25 protein-coding genes are annotated in these 15,405 nt (G+C 63.3%); all 25 read right to left on the bottom strand.

The window, feature by feature from the left end; translation table 11 throughout:
- Positions 1 to 29 precede the first annotated feature (29 nt).
- Positions 30 to 611, bottom strand: a complete 582-nt coding sequence (locus WOC76_RS18425) for an adenylate kinase (RefSeq protein WP_341104728.1) — start codon at positions 609 to 611, stop codon at positions 30 to 32.
- Positions 608 to 1,942, bottom strand: coding sequence for a preprotein translocase subunit SecY (secY, locus tag WOC76_RS18430; RefSeq protein WP_341104727.1), 1,335 nt, complete (start codon positions 1,940 to 1,942; stop codon positions 608 to 610). The genes WOC76_RS18425 and secY overlap by 4 nt, the downstream gene beginning before the upstream one ends.
- Before the next feature lie 166 nt (positions 1,943 to 2,108).
- The gene (rplO, locus tag WOC76_RS18435; RefSeq protein WP_341104725.1) at positions 2,109 to 2,585 is read right to left on the bottom strand and encodes a 50S ribosomal protein L15; all 477 of its coding nucleotides are present in this window, start codon (positions 2,583 to 2,585) and stop codon (positions 2,109 to 2,111) included.
- 10 nt (positions 2,586 to 2,595) lie between these two features.
- Positions 2,596 to 2,787, bottom strand: coding sequence for a 50S ribosomal protein L30 (gene rpmD / locus WOC76_RS18440; RefSeq protein ID WP_341104723.1), 192 nt, complete (start codon positions 2,785 to 2,787; stop codon positions 2,596 to 2,598).
- A gap of 14 nt (positions 2,788 to 2,801) precedes the next feature.
- Positions 2,802 to 3,374, bottom strand: coding sequence for a 30S ribosomal protein S5 (gene rpsE / locus WOC76_RS18445; RefSeq protein WP_341389300.1), 573 nt, complete (start codon positions 3,372 to 3,374; stop codon positions 2,802 to 2,804).
- Between the two features lie 78 nt (positions 3,375 to 3,452).
- A complete protein-coding gene (rplR, locus tag WOC76_RS18450; RefSeq protein WP_341104720.1) occupies positions 3,453 to 3,815 on the bottom strand; it encodes a 50S ribosomal protein L18 in 363 nt (120 codons plus the stop codon).
- Between the two features lie 12 nt (positions 3,816 to 3,827).
- Positions 3,828 to 4,361: a 50S ribosomal protein L6 gene (gene rplF / locus WOC76_RS18455; RefSeq protein WP_341389302.1), complete on the bottom strand. Its 534-nt coding sequence runs from the start codon at positions 4,359 to 4,361 to the stop codon at positions 3,828 to 3,830.
- Between the two features lie 38 nt (positions 4,362 to 4,399).
- Positions 4,400 to 4,798 (bottom strand): 30S ribosomal protein S8, encoded by a 399-nt coding sequence (gene rpsH, locus WOC76_RS18460; protein WP_341104716.1) that lies wholly within the window; start codon positions 4,796 to 4,798, stop codon positions 4,400 to 4,402.
- 14 nt (positions 4,799 to 4,812) lie between these two features.
- Entirely contained in the window at positions 4,813 to 5,118 is a 306-nt protein-coding gene (gene rpsN / locus WOC76_RS18465) for a 30S ribosomal protein S14 (RefSeq protein WP_341104714.1), read from the bottom strand.
- A 47-nt stretch (positions 5,119 to 5,165) separates the two neighbouring features.
- Positions 5,166 to 5,825, bottom strand: a complete 660-nt coding sequence (rplE, locus tag WOC76_RS18470) for a 50S ribosomal protein L5 (RefSeq protein ID WP_341104713.1) — start codon at positions 5,823 to 5,825, stop codon at positions 5,166 to 5,168.
- Positions 5,818 to 6,135 carry a 50S ribosomal protein L24 gene (rplX, locus tag WOC76_RS18475; RefSeq protein ID WP_341104711.1) on the bottom strand — a complete coding sequence of 106 codons (318 nt, stop codon included), beginning with the start codon at positions 6,133 to 6,135 and terminating at the stop codon, positions 5,818 to 5,820. Before rplX ends, rplE begins: the two co-directional genes overlap by 8 nt.
- Positions 6,135 to 6,503, bottom strand: coding sequence for a 50S ribosomal protein L14 (rplN, locus tag WOC76_RS18480; RefSeq protein ID WP_016917723.1), 369 nt, complete (start codon positions 6,501 to 6,503; stop codon positions 6,135 to 6,137). Before rplN ends, rplX begins: the two co-directional genes overlap by 1 nt.
- 205 nt (positions 6,504 to 6,708) lie before the next feature.
- Positions 6,709 to 6,951 carry a 30S ribosomal protein S17 gene (gene rpsQ / locus WOC76_RS18485; RefSeq protein ID WP_341104709.1) on the bottom strand — a complete coding sequence of 81 codons (243 nt, stop codon included), beginning with the start codon at positions 6,949 to 6,951 and terminating at the stop codon, positions 6,709 to 6,711.
- A gap of 14 nt (positions 6,952 to 6,965) precedes the next feature.
- Positions 6,966 to 7,172 carry a 50S ribosomal protein L29 gene (rpmC, locus tag WOC76_RS18490; protein ID WP_341104708.1) on the bottom strand — a complete coding sequence of 69 codons (207 nt, stop codon included), beginning with the start codon at positions 7,170 to 7,172 and terminating at the stop codon, positions 6,966 to 6,968.
- Between the two features lie 11 nt (positions 7,173 to 7,183).
- A complete protein-coding gene (gene rplP / locus WOC76_RS18495; RefSeq protein ID WP_341389308.1) occupies positions 7,184 to 7,597 on the bottom strand; it encodes a 50S ribosomal protein L16 in 414 nt (137 codons plus the stop codon).
- A 34-nt stretch (positions 7,598 to 7,631) separates the two neighbouring features.
- The gene (gene rpsC, locus WOC76_RS18500; protein ID WP_341104707.1) at positions 7,632 to 8,396 is read right to left on the bottom strand and encodes a 30S ribosomal protein S3; all 765 of its coding nucleotides are present in this window, start codon (positions 8,394 to 8,396) and stop codon (positions 7,632 to 7,634) included.
- A 13-nt stretch (positions 8,397 to 8,409) separates the two neighbouring features.
- Entirely contained in the window at positions 8,410 to 8,796 is a 387-nt protein-coding gene (rplV, locus tag WOC76_RS18505; protein ID WP_341104705.1) for a 50S ribosomal protein L22, read from the bottom strand.
- A gap of 6 nt (positions 8,797 to 8,802) precedes the next feature.
- Positions 8,803 to 9,081, bottom strand: coding sequence for a 30S ribosomal protein S19 (gene rpsS / locus WOC76_RS18510; protein WP_341104703.1), 279 nt, complete (start codon positions 9,079 to 9,081; stop codon positions 8,803 to 8,805).
- Between the two features lie 3 nt (positions 9,082 to 9,084).
- Complete coding sequence (gene rplB / locus WOC76_RS18515) at positions 9,085 to 9,924, bottom strand: 50S ribosomal protein L2 (RefSeq protein WP_341104701.1); 840 nt, start codon at positions 9,922 to 9,924, stop codon at positions 9,085 to 9,087.
- A gap of 25 nt (positions 9,925 to 9,949) precedes the next feature.
- Positions 9,950 to 10,246: a 50S ribosomal protein L23 gene (locus tag WOC76_RS18520; RefSeq protein WP_036285005.1), complete on the bottom strand. Its 297-nt coding sequence runs from the start codon at positions 10,244 to 10,246 to the stop codon at positions 9,950 to 9,952.
- Complete coding sequence (gene rplD / locus WOC76_RS18525) at positions 10,243 to 10,863, bottom strand: 50S ribosomal protein L4 (RefSeq protein ID WP_341104697.1); 621 nt, start codon at positions 10,861 to 10,863, stop codon at positions 10,243 to 10,245. The genes WOC76_RS18520 and rplD overlap by 4 nt, the downstream gene beginning before the upstream one ends.
- A 3-nt stretch (positions 10,864 to 10,866) precedes the next feature.
- Positions 10,867 to 11,595 carry a 50S ribosomal protein L3 gene (gene rplC, locus WOC76_RS18530; RefSeq protein ID WP_341104695.1) on the bottom strand — a complete coding sequence of 243 codons (729 nt, stop codon included), beginning with the start codon at positions 11,593 to 11,595 and terminating at the stop codon, positions 10,867 to 10,869.
- Positions 11,596 to 11,647: 52 nt separating this feature from the next.
- Positions 11,648 to 11,956: a 30S ribosomal protein S10 gene (gene rpsJ / locus WOC76_RS18535; protein ID WP_003613511.1), complete on the bottom strand. Its 309-nt coding sequence runs from the start codon at positions 11,954 to 11,956 to the stop codon at positions 11,648 to 11,650.
- 121 nt (positions 11,957 to 12,077) lie between these two features.
- Positions 12,078 to 13,268, bottom strand: coding sequence for an elongation factor Tu (gene tuf / locus WOC76_RS18540; protein WP_341104687.1), 1,191 nt, complete (start codon positions 13,266 to 13,268; stop codon positions 12,078 to 12,080).
- A gap of 47 nt (positions 13,269 to 13,315) precedes the next feature.
- Positions 13,316 to 15,391: an elongation factor G gene (gene fusA / locus WOC76_RS18545; protein ID WP_341104686.1), complete on the bottom strand. Its 2,076-nt coding sequence runs from the start codon at positions 15,389 to 15,391 to the stop codon at positions 13,316 to 13,318.
- Between the last annotated feature and the right edge of the window lie 14 nt (positions 15,392 to 15,405).

The following is a 15,405-nucleotide window of genomic DNA, read 5'->3' on the forward strand; positions in this document are numbered from 1 at the left end:
ACTGGGCCGTCGCGCCGCGCGAAACGATTTCAGTGGCCGATCGATTTTTCGATGGCCGCGCTGACCTCGTCGATCGTCATCATCCCATCGACTTGTTTCAGCTCGCCGCGCGCCCCGTAATGTTCGGAGACAGGCGCGGTTTGCGCACGATAGGCTTCCAGCCGCGTCTTGAAGCTTTCGGGATTGTCATCGGCGCGCACGTCCTTGCCAGCCGCCAGACTTTCGGCGACGCGCTTCCGCATCCGGTCGACCAGCGCGTTTTCGTCCACGACCAGCTCCAAGACCGCGTCAAGCCTTATGTTTTTACGAGCAAGAAGCTCGCGCAGCGCTTCGGCCTGGGCGACCGTGCGCGGAAAACCGTCGAGAATGAATCCGTTCACGCAATCCGGCGCATCGATGCGTTGATCGATGATGCCGATGACCACTTCGTCGGGCACGAGCTGGCCCGCGTCCATCAACGCCTTCGCCTTGAGGCCGATCGGCGTTCCGGCGGCGACCGCCGCGCGGAGCATGTCGCCTGTCGAGAGCTGCGGAACGCCGAGCCGCTCGACCAGCCGCGCCGATTGTGTCCCCTTTCCGGCGCCGGGAGGGCCGAGAAGGACCAGTCTCATCGACGCCGCCCCTTCAGCTTGGTCTTGCGGATCAGCCCCTCATATTGCTGCGCCTGCATGTGGCCATGGATCTGGGCGACCGTATCCATCGTCACGCTCACCACGATGAGGAGCGAGGTGCCGCCGAAATAGAAGGGCAGGTTCGCATAAGCGATGAGTCCCTCCGGCAGCAGGCAGATGATCGCAAGATAGGCCGCGCCGAGGACGGTGATCCGCATGAGCACGTCATCGATGAACTTGGCGGTGCGTTCGCCGGGCCTGATGCCAGGAATGAAGCCGCCATGCTTCTTCAAATTGTCAGCCGTCTCGGTCGGATTGAAGACAATCGCCGTGTAAAAGAAGGCGAAGAACACGATGAGCCCGACATAGGCCAGCATGTAAAGAGGGCGGCCATGCCCGAAATAGGCCGAGATCGTCGCAAAGACGCTTTCCGACCCCGTCGACTGGTAGAAATTCGCGACCGTCGTCGGCAGGAGCAGCAGCGAGGAGGCGAAGATCGGCGGAATCACGCCGGCCGTGTTGAGCTTCAGGGGCAGGAAGGATGTCTGGCCTTCATACACGCGGTTGCCGTGCTGGCGCTTGGGATAGGTGATCAGCAGACGCCGCTGCGCACGCTCCATGAAGACGATGAAGGCGACCACGAAAAAGGACATGGCGATGACGCCGACGATCACGCCCGTCGAAATCGCGCCCTGCCGGCCAAGTTCGAGGGTCGAGACAATGGCCGACGGAAACGCCGCGACAATGCCCGCAAAGATGATGAGCGAAGATCCGTTGCCGATTCCGCGTGACGTAATCTGTTCCCCGAGCCACATCAGGAACATGGTTCCGCCGACGAGGGTCACCACTGTCGTGATGCGGAAGAACAGTCCTGGCTCGGTCACGACGCCCTGCTGGCCTTCGAGGCCGATCGCCATGGCGTAGGCCTGGAACGTGGCGAGCGCGACAGTCAGATAACGGGTGTATTGGTTGAGGACCTTGCGGCCCTGCTCGCCTTCCTTCTTCAGCGATTCGAGGCTCGGAAACACCGAGGTGAGAAGCTGAATGATGATCGACGCCGAGATATACGGCATGATGTTGAGAGCAAAGATCGCGCGGCGCTGGACGGCGCCGCCGGCGAACATGTTGAAGAGCTCCAGCATGCCCTTCGACTGGCCGAAGAAACTCTTCGCGAACGCCTCCGGATCGATACCGGGCAGCGGCACATAGGTGCCGAGTCGATAAACGATGAGCGCGCCGAGCGTAAACCAGATACGCCGCTTGAGTTCCTCGGACTTGCCGAAGGCGGAGAGATTGACGTTGGCCGCGAGCTGCTCGGCTGCCGATGCCATGGAGGAACTCCCCTTTGTCGCGCCGGTTCTTCTGCGGCGCCTTCTTGTTAGTGGCAGGCGCTTCGGGGGGCTTTAGGCGGCCCGCGCCGCGCGCCCGGCGATTACGTGACGCTTCTATAAGGCAAAGCGGCCGCTCATGCGAGAGCGGCCGCTCAAAATCATCTCGTCAAGCCGCGGCGATGTCGCCCGCGAGGAGCTTAACCGAGCCTCCCGCGCCTTCGATCGCGGCAATGGCGCCCTTGGAGGCGGCCGCCACTTCGAAGGAGAGTTTTGACTTGATCTCTCCCTGGCCGAGGATCTTCACCCCGTCCCGCGGCTTCGTCGCCAGGCCGGCGGCGATCAGCGCGTCAATCGTGACCGGCGCCGAGGCGTCGAGCTTGCCAGCGTCGACGGCCTGCTGAATGCGTCCGATGTTGATCTCGTTGTAGTCGGTCGAGAAGGGGTTAAAGAACCCGCGCTTGGGCAGGCGACGATGCAACGGCATCTGGCCGCCTTCGAAGCCCTTGATCGAGACGCCGGTCCGAGCCTTCTGGCCCTTGACGCCGCGTCCACCGGTTTTGCCCTTGCCCGAGCCGATGCCGCGGCCAACGCGCATCCGGTTCTTGCTGGAGCCCGGATTGTCGGAAAGTTCGTTGAGTTTCATTGCCGCGTCCTCACTTCCCGTCGACGATTTTGACGAGATGCGCCACTTTGGCGATCATGCCGCGCACGGCCGGGGTGTCTTCCAGCTCGCGCTTGCGGCCGATCCGGGTCAGGCCGAGGCCGAGGAGCGTTCTGCGTTGACGCTCCGGGCGGCCGATCGCGCTGCCCGTCTGCTCGACGGTGATCTGCTTGGTGTTCGCCATGTCAGATCCTCCCCTTAAGCGTCGACGGCGTCGGCGTCGACGCCCTGGCGCCGCGCCTGCAGCGCAGAAACCTTGAGCGAGCGGCGCGCCGCGACCGAGCGCGGCGAGTCCTCGCGGCCAAGCGCGTCGAAGGTCGCACGGATCATGTTGTAGGGATTCGACGACCCCTGGCTCTTGGCGACGACGTCATGCATGCCGAGCGTCTCGAACACGGCGCGCATCGGGCCGCCCGCAATGATGCCCGTGCCCGCAGGCGCGGCGCGCAGGATCACGCGGCCCGAGCCATGGCGGCCGTAGACGTCGTGGTGCAGGGTGCGGCCTTCGCGAAGCGGCACGCGAATCAGCGCGCGCTTGGCGGCTTCCGTCGCCTTGCGAATCGCTTCCGGAACTTCGCGCGCCTTGCCGTGGCCGAAGCCGACGCGGCCCTTCTGGTCGCCGACGACGACCAGCGCGGCGAAGCCGAAACGGCGGCCGCCCTTCACGACTTTCGCGACGCGATTGATGTGGACCAGACGGTCTACAAATTCGCTGTCGCGCTCTTCCCTATCCCGGTCGCGACCACGACCGCCTTCAGCTTCACGCGCCATTTCTCTATCCGTCACTTACGCGGCGCAATCGCGCCGCTCGCTTCGTTTTTCGCTTCTTCCGCGCCGGGAGAAGCAGATTTAGAATTGCAAGCCGCCCTCGCGGGCGCCTTCGGCCAGCGCCTTAACGCGGCCGTGATACATATACGCGCCGCGATCGAACACCACCTGAGTGACGCCTTTCGCAGTCGCGCGTTCCGCAAGCAGCTTCCCGACGACCTTAGCGGCTTCGACATCTGCGCCGGTCTTCAGAGATTCGCGGTTTGCCTTCTCGATCGTGGAAGCGGCGACGAGGGTCTGGCCGTTCTCGTCGTCGATGATCTGCGCATAGATCTGCTTCGATGAACGGAAGACGGACAGACGCGGGCGGCCATAGGCGCGCTCGCGGATCGCCTTGCGGACACGCGCCTTGCGGCGCTGTTCGATGCTGACATCCTTTGCCATGGCGGCAGGTCCTTACTTCTTCTTGCCTTCCTTGCGGAAGATGAATTCGTTGGCGTATTTGACGCCCTTGCCCTTGTAGGGCTCGGGGCCTCGAAGCGCGCGGATCTCGGCGGCGACCTGCCCGACCTGCTGCTTGTCTATGCCGCTGATCATGATCTCCGTCGGCTTCGGCGTCGCGATCGCGATGCCTGCAGGGATCGGATAGTTCACATCATGCGAATAACCGAGCGCAAGCTGAAGGACCTTGCCCTGAACGGCGGCGCGGTAGCCGACGCCGGTGATTTCCAGCTTCTTCTCGAAGCCGGCCGTTACGCCGATGACGAGATTGTTGACGCGGGCGCGGGACGTGCCCCAGAGCGCGCGCGCGCGCTTGGAGTCGTTGCGCGGATCGACCTTGATGGCGTTGTCCTGATGAACGACCGAGACGTCCTCGGGCACCAGGAACTCGAGCTGGCCCTTCGCGCCCTTTACGGACACGAGCTGGCCGTCGACCTTGGCGGTGACGCCGGCCGGAACGACCACAGGCTTCTTGCCGATACGAGACATTGTTGCAATTCCTGTTCAGTCTGAAAGCGCGTGCGAGGTCAGAAGACCTTGCACAACACCTCGCCGCCGACGTTGTTCTCACGCGCTGCATGATCGGCCATGACGCCCTTGGGCGTAGACATGATGGTCACGCCGAGGCCGTTGGCGACACGCGGGACAGCATCGACGGCCGCATAGACGCGACGGCCCGGGCGCGATACACGCTCGATCTGCTTGATCACCGGCTCGCCGTCGAAATATTTGAGTTCGATTTCGAACTCAGTGCGGCCGTTGCCAAAATCAGTGGTCGAGTAGCCACGGATGTAACCCTCGTCCTTGAGCACGTCGAGGACGTGCGCACGCAGTTTCGAGCCAGGCGTCGAAACCTTGCTCTTGCGGCGCATCTGCGCATTGCGGATGCGGGTGAGGAGATCTCCCAACGGATCGTTGATCGCCATCTCTCAGAGTCTCCTTACCAGCTCGACTTCACGAGGCCCGGGATGAGGCCACGGGAGCCGAGCTCGCGCAGCGCGATGCGCGACATCTTCAGCTTGCGATAGAAGGCGCGCGGACGGCCGGAAATCTCGCACCGATTGCGGATGCGGATGGCCGCCGAATTACGGGGCAGCTCGGCCAGTTTGAGGCGCGCCTCGAACTGCTCCTCGATGCTCAGCGACTTGTCATTCGCCTTCGCCTTCAGCCGCTCGCGACGGCCGGCGTAAGACTTCACCAGCCGCTCCTTCTTCTTATTGTTCTCGATCGCGCTTTTCTTCGCCATGAGTGGTCTTGCCTTTCGGTATCCGCGTTTGAGGGCTTAAAAAGCCCTCACTGCCGGAACGGGAAATTGAACGCCCGGAGAAGGGCGCGCGCTTCTTCGTCGGTCTTCGCCGTGGTGCAAACGATCACGTCCATGCCGAGAATTGACTCGGCCTTGTCGTAGTCGATCTCCGGGAACACGATGTGCTCCTTGATGCCCAGGGCGTAATTGCCGCGGCCGTCGAAGGATTTCGGATTGAGCCCACGGAAATCGCGCACGCGCGGCAGCGCAACGGTGATCAGGCGATCGAGAAACTCGTACATCCTGGTCTTGCGAAGAGTCACCTTCGCGCCGATCGGCATGTTTTCACGCACCTTGAAGGTCGAAATGGCCTTGCGGGCGCGTGTGATGACCGGCTTCTGCCCCGCGATGAGGCTAAGGTCGCCAGCCGCCGACGTCACCTTCTTCGTGTCGTTGACCGCTTCGCCCACGCCCATGTTGAGGACGATCTTGTCGATGGTCGGCACTTCGAGGGCGTTTTTGTAGCCGAACTGTTTGATCAGCTCCTCACGCACGACCTCGTCGTAATGCTTCCTCATGCGCGGCGTATATCCCGCGACGCTCGCCTTGGCGACGGCGGCGGTTTCAGCCTTCGCCGGCTTCTCCTTGGCGGCCTTCGGAGCCTTCGCGGCGGCCTTGTCCGCCTTGGGCTTCTTTTCCTCAGCCATCGATCAATTCTCCGGAACGCTTGGCGACGCGGACCTTGCGGCCGTCGTCGAGAATCTTGAAGCCAATGCGGGTCGCCTTCCCGTCCTTGGGGTCAGCGACCGCAAGGTTGGACAAGTCGATCGCGGCAGCCTTGTTCACGATGCCCGCTTCGCGGTCTTTCGTCTGGCGCTGATGGCGCTTGACCATGTTCACGCCGTCGACGATGGCGCGCCCCTCTTCAGGGATCACGCGCATAACCTCGCCGCTCTTGCCCTTGTCGCGGCCGGTGAGAACGACGACCTTGTCGCCCTTCTTGATTTTGGCGGCCATTACAGCACCTCCGGCGCGAGCGAGATGATCTTCATGTGGTTCTTCGCACGCAGTTCGCGCGGGACCGGCCCAAAGATGCGGGTGCCGATCGGCTCCTGCTGGTTGTTGATCAGCACCGCAGCGTTCGAGTCGAACCGAATCACGGAGCCGTCCGAACGCTTGATGTCCTTCGAGGTGCGAACGACGACGGCCTTCAGGACGTCGCCCTTCTTGACGCGACCACGCGGAATAGCCTCCTTGATGGAGACGACGATAATGTCGCCCACGCCGGCATATTTCCGCTTCGAGCCGCCCAGCACCTTGATGCACATCACACGGCGGGCGCCGGAATTGTCGGCGACGTCGAGGTTTGTTTGCATCTGAATCATGGCTTACCCGCCTTTCACTCCGGTCTGGTTTCGGCATCGCCCGATCGCGACGGCCGACTTCGTCCGGAAAACCTGATGTTCAATTTCAGCGCGCTTCCACAGCGCATGAGCCATGCGTTGGGGAAGCGCGCCAGATTTTTCCAAGGGCTCGAGCGGTCTCTATAAGGGCATGCGACCCTTTTGTGAACCGGCTCGAGCGATGTATTTACGCGTTCGAGGCGTTTTCGACAACCCGCCAGCGCTTCAACTTCGAGATCGGGGCCGTCTCCTCGATCGTGACCGCGTCTCCGACCTTGAACGCGCCGCTCTCGTCGTGTGCGTGGTAATGCTTCGTGCGGCGCACCGTCTTCTGGAACAGCGGGTGGGTAAAACGGCGCTCGACCTTCACCACCACAGTCTTGTTCTGCTTGTCGCTGACGACGACGCCCTGGAGAATTCGCTTCGGCATGGCGGCTCTATACCTTACTTTCCCGCGCGCTTCTGCGCAGCGATGGTCTTGGCCCGGGCGATGTCGCGACGGATGACGCGCACGCGGGCGGTGTTCTCGAGCTGACCGGTCGCCCGCTGGAAGCGCAGGTTGAACTGCTCTTTCTTGAGCTTCAGCACTTCGTCGTTGAGCTGGTCGTCGGTCATCGCCTGGATGTCCGAGAGGCGCTGCCTGGATTTCATGTCGTCCTCCCTTATTCGGCGATGCGTTCGATGAAACGGGTCTTGATCGGAAGCTTGGCGGCGGCCAGCGTCAGCGCCTCACGGGCGAGCGGGGCAGGAACCCCGTCGACCTCGAACATGATACGGCCGGGCGCAACGCGCACAGCCCACAATTCGGGCGACCCCTTGCCCTTACCCATGCGGACTTCGGTCGGCTTCTTGGAAACCGGAACGTCAGGGAAGATGCGAATCCAGACACGGCCAGCGCGCTTCATATGGCGCGTCATCGCGCGGCGCGCCGCCTCGATCTGACGCGCGGTGATGCGCTCGGGCTCCAGCGCCTTCAGGCCGAACTGACCAAAGTTCAGCGAGAAGCCGCCCTTCGCGGCGCCGTGGATGCGGCCCTTGAAGGCCTTGCGGAACTTGGTGCGCTTTGGTGACAGCATGATAGGTGCTCTTTAATCTCTTGCGTGTTGCGCCTTAGGCCGCGTCGCCGCGAGGCTCGCGCGGCTCGCGACGACGGCGGTCGCGGTCACCGCGCTCGCGGTCACGCTCGCCGTGGTCGCCGCCGGCCGAAGCCGCTTCGGCCGCACGGCGCTCCTGCGCCATCGGATCGTGCTCGAGAATCTCGCCCTTGAAGATCCAGACCTTGATGCCGCAGGCGCCATAGGCGGTGTGAGCGGTCGCGGTACCGTAATCCACATCCGCGCGAAGCGTGTGCAGCGGCACGCGGCCCTCGCGATACCATTCGAGGCGGGCGATTTCGGCGCCGCCCAGACGGCCGGAGCAGTTGATGCGGATGCCCTGGGCGCCGAGACGAATGGCCGACTGGACCGCGCGTTTCATAGCGCGGCGGAAAGCGACGCGGCGCTCGAGTTGCTGCGCGATCGACTCCGCGACGAGAGCCGCTTCGGTCTCGGGCTTGCGCACCTCGACGATGTTGATGACGACCTCGGAGCCCGTCAGCTTGGCGACAAGCTTGCGGATCTTGTCGATGTCAGCGCCCTTCTTGCCGATCACGACGCCCGGCCGGGCGGAGTGAATGGTCACGCGACACTTCTTGTGCGGGCGCTCGATGACGATCTTGGAAACCGCCGCCTGCTTCAGCGTCTTCGACACCGCCTCGCGGATCGCCATGTCCTCGTGCAGGAGCTTCGCATACTCTCCCTTGCCCGCGAACCAGCGCGAGTCCCAGGTACGGTTGACGCCGAGGCGCAGCCCGATCGGATTAACCTTCTGACCCATGGTTTTCGATCCTTTAGGCGTTCGCTTGCGCTTCGACTTCGCGCACGATGATCGTCAGATTCGAGAACGGCTTCTCGATCCGGCTCGCACGACCGCGGGCGCGGGCGTGAAAGCGTTTCATGACCAGCGCCTTGCCGACGAAGGCCTGGGCCACGATCAGATCGTCGACGTCGAGGCCGTGATTGTTCTCGGCGTTGGCGATCGCGCTTTCGAGCGTCTTCTTCACCTCATGCGCGATGCGCTTTCTGGAAAACTCCAGATCGGCGAGGGCGCGGTCCACCTTCTTGCCCCGGATGAGCTGGGCGAGAAGATTGAGCTTCTGGGGCGACACGCGGATCATGCGGGCGACGGCTCGCGCCTCGTTTTCCGCGTTCCGAGGGGGATTGGCCTGCTTGGACATCTGAGCTTAGCCCCTCTTCGCCTTCTTGTCCGCTGCGTGACCGTGGAAGGTGCGCGTCGGAGCAAATTCGCCGAACTTGTGCCCGATCATGTCTTCCGACACCGAAACGGGGACATGCTTCTGGCCATTGTGCACGCCGAATGTCAACCCGACGAATTGCGGCAGGATGGTGGAGCGGCGGCTCCAGATCTTGATTACTTCGGAGCGGCCGGAGCCGCGCGAGGTTTCTGCCTTCTTCAGCAGATAGCCGTCGACGAACGGGCCTTTCCAAATCGAGCGAGCCATGGATTAGCCCTTCTTCTTGCGATCGTGCCGCGAGGACACGATGAAACGGTCGGTGGATTTGTTGCTGCGGGTTTTCTTGCCCTTGGTCGGCTTGCCCCATGGCGTCACCGGATGACGGCCGCCAGAGGTGCGGCCCTCGCCGCCGCCGTGCGGATGGTCGATCGGGTTCATGGTGACGCCGCGGTTGTGCGGGCGACGACCAAGCCAGCGCGAACGACCGGCCTTGCCGATCGAGGTGTTCATGTGGTCGGGGTTGGACACCGCGCCGATCGTGGCGAAGCACTGTCCGTGAACCAGGCGCTGCTCGCCGGAGTTCAGGCGGATGATGACATAGCCCTGGTCGCGGCCAACGATCTGGGCGTAGGTCCCCGCCGACCGCGCGATAGCGCCACCCTTGCCGATCTTCATCTCGACATTGTGCACGATTGTGCCGACCGGGATATTGGCGATCGGCATGGCGTTGCCCGGCTTCACGTCGACCTGCTGGCCCGAGACCACTTCGTCGCCGACCGAAAGGCGCTGCGGCGCGAGAATATAAGCCAGCGTGTCGTCCGCATAACGGATCAGCGCGATGAAGGCTGTGCGGTTCGGGTCATATTCCAGACGCTCCACCTTGCCGACCACGTCGACCTTGCGACGCTTGAAATCGACGAGGCGATAGGCCTGCTTGTGGCCGCCGCCGCGGAAGCGGACGGTGATGCGCCCGAGATTGTTGCGGCCGCCCTTCGAGGTCTTGCCCTCGGTGAGGGTCTTGACCGGCTTGCCCTTGTAGAGATCGCTGCGGTCGACGATGACGAGCTGGCGAAGGCTCGGCGTGACCGGCTTGAATGTCTTCAGCGCCATTTGTTAAGTCCTCACGCCTTCTCTTTTACAGACCGGTCGTAACGTCGATCTTGTGACCCTCGGCGAGCGTCACGACGGCTTTCTTCACGTCGCTCTGCTGGCCGCGGACGCCGCGGAACGCCTTGACCTTGCCCTTGCGGACCAGGGTGTTCACGGACTCGACCTTCACGTCGAAGAGACCCTCGACCGCCGCCTTGATCTGCGGCTTGGTCGCGGTCTTTGCAACCTTGAAGACCACTTTGTTGTTCTCGGAAGCGAGCGTCGCTTTTTCGGTGATGACCGGGGCGACGATCACGTCGTAATGGCGCACGTCCTTGCTCATTTCAGGCGCGCCTCCAGCGCGTCCACCGCGGCGCGGGTCAGAACCAGCTTCTCGCGACGAATGATGTCGTAAACATTGACGCCCTCGACCGGCAGCACGTCGATCTGCGGGATGTTGCGGGCGGCGAGCGCGAAATTGTCCTGCAGCTCTCCGCCGACAATGATGATCGCATTCGACAGGCCGGACTTGGCGAAGCCGCCGGCGAGGATCTTCGTCTTGGGCTCGGCGAGTTCGGCCTTCTCCCACACGATGATGCCGCCATCCTTGGCCTTGGCCGAGAGCGCGTGCTTCAGCGCCAGCTGCCGCACCTTCTTGGGAAGGTCGTGGGCGTGGCTGCGGACCTGCGGACCGAAAGCGCGGCCGCCGCCGCGGAACTGCGGCACGCGCGCGGAGCCGTGGCGAGCGCCGCCGGTGCCTTTCTGCTTGTACATTTTCTTGCCGGTCCGGGCGATTTCCGCACGGTTCTTGACCGCATGGGTGCCCGCGCGGCGCTTGGCGAGCTGCCAGCGAATCATCCGGTGGATGAGATCCGCGCGCGGCTCGAGGCCGAAAATGTCATCGGAGAGTTCGATCGAACCGGCCGCCTGGCCGTCGAACGACGTGACGTCGATCTTCACGGCTCAGTCCTCCTTCTTTTCTTCTTGAGCGGGGGCCGCGTCGGCCTGGCCGGCCTCGGCGAGGCGGAACTTGCCCGGTTGCGGAGCGTCCTTGGGGAGCGCGCGCTTCACGGCGTCGCGCACGAAGATCCAGCCGCCGGCGGTGCCGGGGACGGCGCCCTCGACGAGCAGCAGCCCGCGCGCGACGTCGGTCTGCACGACGCGCAGATTCTGCGTGGTCACGCGCTCGACGCCCATGTGGCCGGCCATCTTCTTGTTCTTGAAGGTCTTGCCCGGATCCTGACGGCCGCCGGTCGAACCGTGGGAACGGTGAGAGATCGACACGCCGTGCGAAGCGCGCAGACCGCCGAAGCCCCAACGCTTCATCGGACCGGCGAAGCCCTTGCCGGTCGAGGTCCCGGTCACGTCGACGAACTGGCCGACGACGAAATGGTCGGCGGTGATCTCGGCGCCCACGGGCAGCAGCTCGTCCTCGTTCACACGGAACTCGGCAAGCTTCAGCTTGGGCTCGACCTTCGCCGCGGCGAAGCGCGTGCGCTCGGCCTTGGACACATTCTTCACCTTGGCGCGGCCGATGCCGAGCTGAACGGCGGTATAGCCGTTCTTCTCCTTGGTGCGCTGAGCGACGACTTGGCAGCCGTCCAGCTTCAGCACCGTGACCGGCACATGCTCGCCCGCCTCTGTGAAGACGCGGGTCATTCCGACCTTTTGCGCGATGACGCCCGACCGCATGTTCAATATTCCTTCGCGAGGCGACTGCCGCTGGCGCCGCCCAAATCTGTTCTTAGAGCTTGATCTCGACGTCGACGCCGGCGGCGAGATCGAGCTTCATCAGCGCATCCACCGTCTGCGGGGTGGGATCGACGATGTCGAGAACGCGCTTGTGGGTTCTGATCTCGAACTGCTCGCGCGACTTCTTGTCGATGTGAGGCGAGCGGTTGACCGTGAATTTCTCGATCTTGGTCGGCAGCGGGATCGGGCCACGGACCTGGGCGCCGGTGCGCTTCGCCGTGGACACGATTTCCTTCGTCGACGTGTCGAGAATCCGGTGATCGAACGCCTTCAGGCGAATCCGGATATTTTGACCGTTCATTGTCTCGTCCTTTGGGACCGCGAGCTGTCGTCGCCCGCTTTCATGCGCCTCGCGCCTCCATGAAGCGCGCGGCCTTGTTCACAAGAGCGAGCCGAAACGACCCGCGGTCCAGATTCGCTTCTTACTCGATGATCGAGGCGACGACGCCCGCGCCGACCGTGCGGCCGCCTTCGCGGATGGCGAAGCGCAGCTTCTCCTCCATGGCGATCGGAACGATCAGGGCCACTTCCATCGTGACGTTGTCGCCCGGCATCACCATCTCGACGCCCTCGGGCAGCGTCACGATGCCGGTCACGTCCGTCGTGCGGAAGTAGAACTGCGGGCGATAGTTGGTGAAGAACGGCGTGTGGCGGCCGCCCTCCTCCTTCGTCAGAATATAGGCCTCGGCCTTGAACTTCGTGTGCGGCTTCACCGAACCCGGCTTGCACAGCACCTGGCCGCGCTCCACGTCCTCGCGCTTCGTGCCGCGCAGCAGGCAGCCCACGTTGTCGCCCGCCTCGCCCTGATCGAGCAGCTTGCGGAACATCTCGACGCCCGTCACCGTCGTCTTCGTCGTCGGACGGATGCCGACGATCTCGACTTCCTCGCCCACCTTCACGACGCCGCGCTCGATACGGCCCGTCACCACCGTGCCGCGGCCCGAAATCGAGAACACGTCCTCGACCGGCATCAGGAACGGCTGATCCTTCGGACGCTCCGGCTGCGGAATGTAGCGGTCGACCTCCTGCATCAGCTTCAGGATCGCGTCATGGCCGATCTCGGGGTTCTTGCTCTCCAGCGCGCACAGCGCCGAGCCCTTCACGATCGGAATGTCGTCGCCCGGGAACTCATATTTCGACAGAAGCTCGCGCACTTCCAGCTCGACGAGCTCGAGGAGCTCCGGATCGTCGACCATGTCGACCTTGTTGAGGAACACGACCAGAGCCGGCACGCCCACCTGGCGGGCGAGCAGAATGTGCTCGCGCGTCTGCGGCATCGGGCCGTCGGCCGCCGAAACCACCAGGATCGCGCCGTCCATCTGCGCCGCGCCGGTGATCATGTTCTTCACATAGTCGGCGTGGCCAGGGCAGTCCACGTGCGCATAGTGGCGGTTCTGCGTTTCATATTCGACGTGCGCCGTCGAAATCGTGATGCCGCGCGCCTTCTCTTCCGGAGCCTTGTCGATCTGGTCATAGGCCGTGAAGGTCGCCCCGCCCGTCTCCGCCAGAACCTTGGTGATCGCCGCCGTCAAGGACGTCTTGCCATGATCGACGTGACCGATCGTCCCGATGTTGCAGTGCGGCTTGGTGCGAGAGAATTTTTCCTTGGCCATTGCCGTGCTCCTTTAGAGAGTTCCGTTTTACCCTAGCGTTCGCGAGATCAGGCGTATTTCGCCTGCACCTTCTTCGACTCGGCTTCGGGCACCTGTTCGTAATGATCGAATAGCATCGTGTAGCTGGCGCGGCCTTGCGTGCCGGAACGCAGCTGATTGACATAGCCGAACATGTTTGCGAGCGGCACCATGGCGTTGATCACCACGGCGTTGGCGCGCATGTCCTGACCCTGGATCTGACCGCGACGCGAATTGAGATCGCCAATGACGAAGCCGGTGTATTCCTCCGGCGTCACCACTTCGACCTTCATGATCGGCTCGAGCAGAACCGAGCCGCCCTTGGTGAGGGCTTCGCGGGTCGCCGCGCGGGACGCGATTTCGAAGGCGAGAACCGAAGAGTCGACGTCGTGGAAGGCGCCGTCGATGAGCGTCGCCTTGAGATCGACGACCGGGAAGCCCGCGAGGATGCCCGAGGTCGTGACGGACTGAATGCCCTTGTCGACGCCGGGGATGTATTCCTTCGGAACTGCGCCGCCGACGATCTTCGACTCGAATTCATTGCCAGCGCCGGCTTCGTTCGGCTCGTAGATGATCTTCACGCGAGCGAACTGGCCGGTGCCGCCGGTCTGCTTCTTGTGCGTGTAGTCGATCTCGACCTTCTTGCCGAGACGCTCGCGATAGGCGACCTGCGGCGCGCCGATGTTAGCGTCGACCTTGTAGGTGCGCTTCAGAATGTCGACCTTGATGTCGAGATGCAGTTCGCCCATGCCCTTGAGGATGGTCTGGCCGCTCTCCTGATCGGTCGAGACGCGGAAGGACGGATCCTCCGCCGCGAGCTTCTGCAAGGCGATGCCGAGCTTTTCCTGGTCCGCCTTGGACTTCGGCTCGATCGCGATCTCGATGACCGGATCGGGGAACTCCATGCGCTCCAGAATGACGGGCTTCTGCTGATCGCAGAGCGTGTCGCCGGTGCGAGTCTCCTTGAGGCCGGCGAGCGCGACGATGTCGCCCGCATAGGCTTCCTTGATGTCTTCGCGGTTGTTCGCATGCATCAGCAGCATGCGGCCAATGCGCTCTTTCTTGTCCTTCGTCGAATTGAGCACGGTCGTGCCCGACTCGATTTTGCCGGAATAGACGCGCGCGAAAGTGATGGTGCCGACGAAGGGATCGTCCATGATCTTGAAGGCGAGCATGGAGAAAGGCTCGCTGTCCGACGGATTGCGGACCATCTCGGCGCCCGTGTCCATGTCGACGCCCTTGATCGCCTCGCGGTCGATCGGCGACGGGAGGAAGTCGACCACCGCGTCGAGCAGGGGCTGAACGCCCTTGTTCTTGAAGGCCGAGCCACAGAACACCGGATGGAAGACGATGCCGCGCACGGCTTTGCGGATCAGCGCCTTCAGCGCCTCTTCGCTCGGCTCGACGCCGTCGAGATAGGCGGCCATGGCGTCGTCGTCGAGCTCGACCGCCGCTTCGATCAGCGCGGTGCGATATTCTTTCGCCTTGTCGAGAAGGTCGGCCGGAATTTCCTCGTCGTGATATTTGGCGCCGAGACCCTCGTCCTCCCAGACGACCGCCTTCATGCGGATCAGGTCGATGATGCCCTTGAAGTTGTTTTCAGAGCCGATGGGCAACTGCACGCAAACCGGACGGCCGCCGACGCGGGTCTTGATCTCCTCGGCGCAGCGGAAGAAATCCGCGCCGATCTTGTCCATCTTGTTGACGAAGACGATGCGCGGCACTTTGTACTTGTCCGCCTGACGCCAGACGGTTTCCGTCTGCGGCTCAACGCCCTGGTTGCCGTCGAGAACGCAAACCGCGCCGTCGAGCACGCGCAGCGAACGCTCGACCTCGATCGTGAAATCGACATGGCCGGGAGTGTCGATGATGTTCAGGCGCTTGCCGTTCCAGAAGGTGGTCGTCGCGGCGGAGGTGATCGTGATGCCGCGCTCCTGCTCCTGCTCCATCCAGTCCATCGTCGCGGCGCCTTCGTGCACCTCGCCGATCTTATGGCTCTTGCCGGAATAATAGAGGATGCGCTCCGTCGTCGTCGTCTTGCCGGCGTCGATATGCGCCATGATGCCGAAGTTGCGGTAGTCCTCGATCGGATGCGAGCGGGCCATAACTTATGTCCTCG

Origin of the sequence: Methylocystis sp. IM3, assembly GCF_038070105.1 — a bacterium.
Taxonomy (GTDB): Bacteria; Pseudomonadota; Alphaproteobacteria; order Rhizobiales; family Beijerinckiaceae; genus Methylocystis.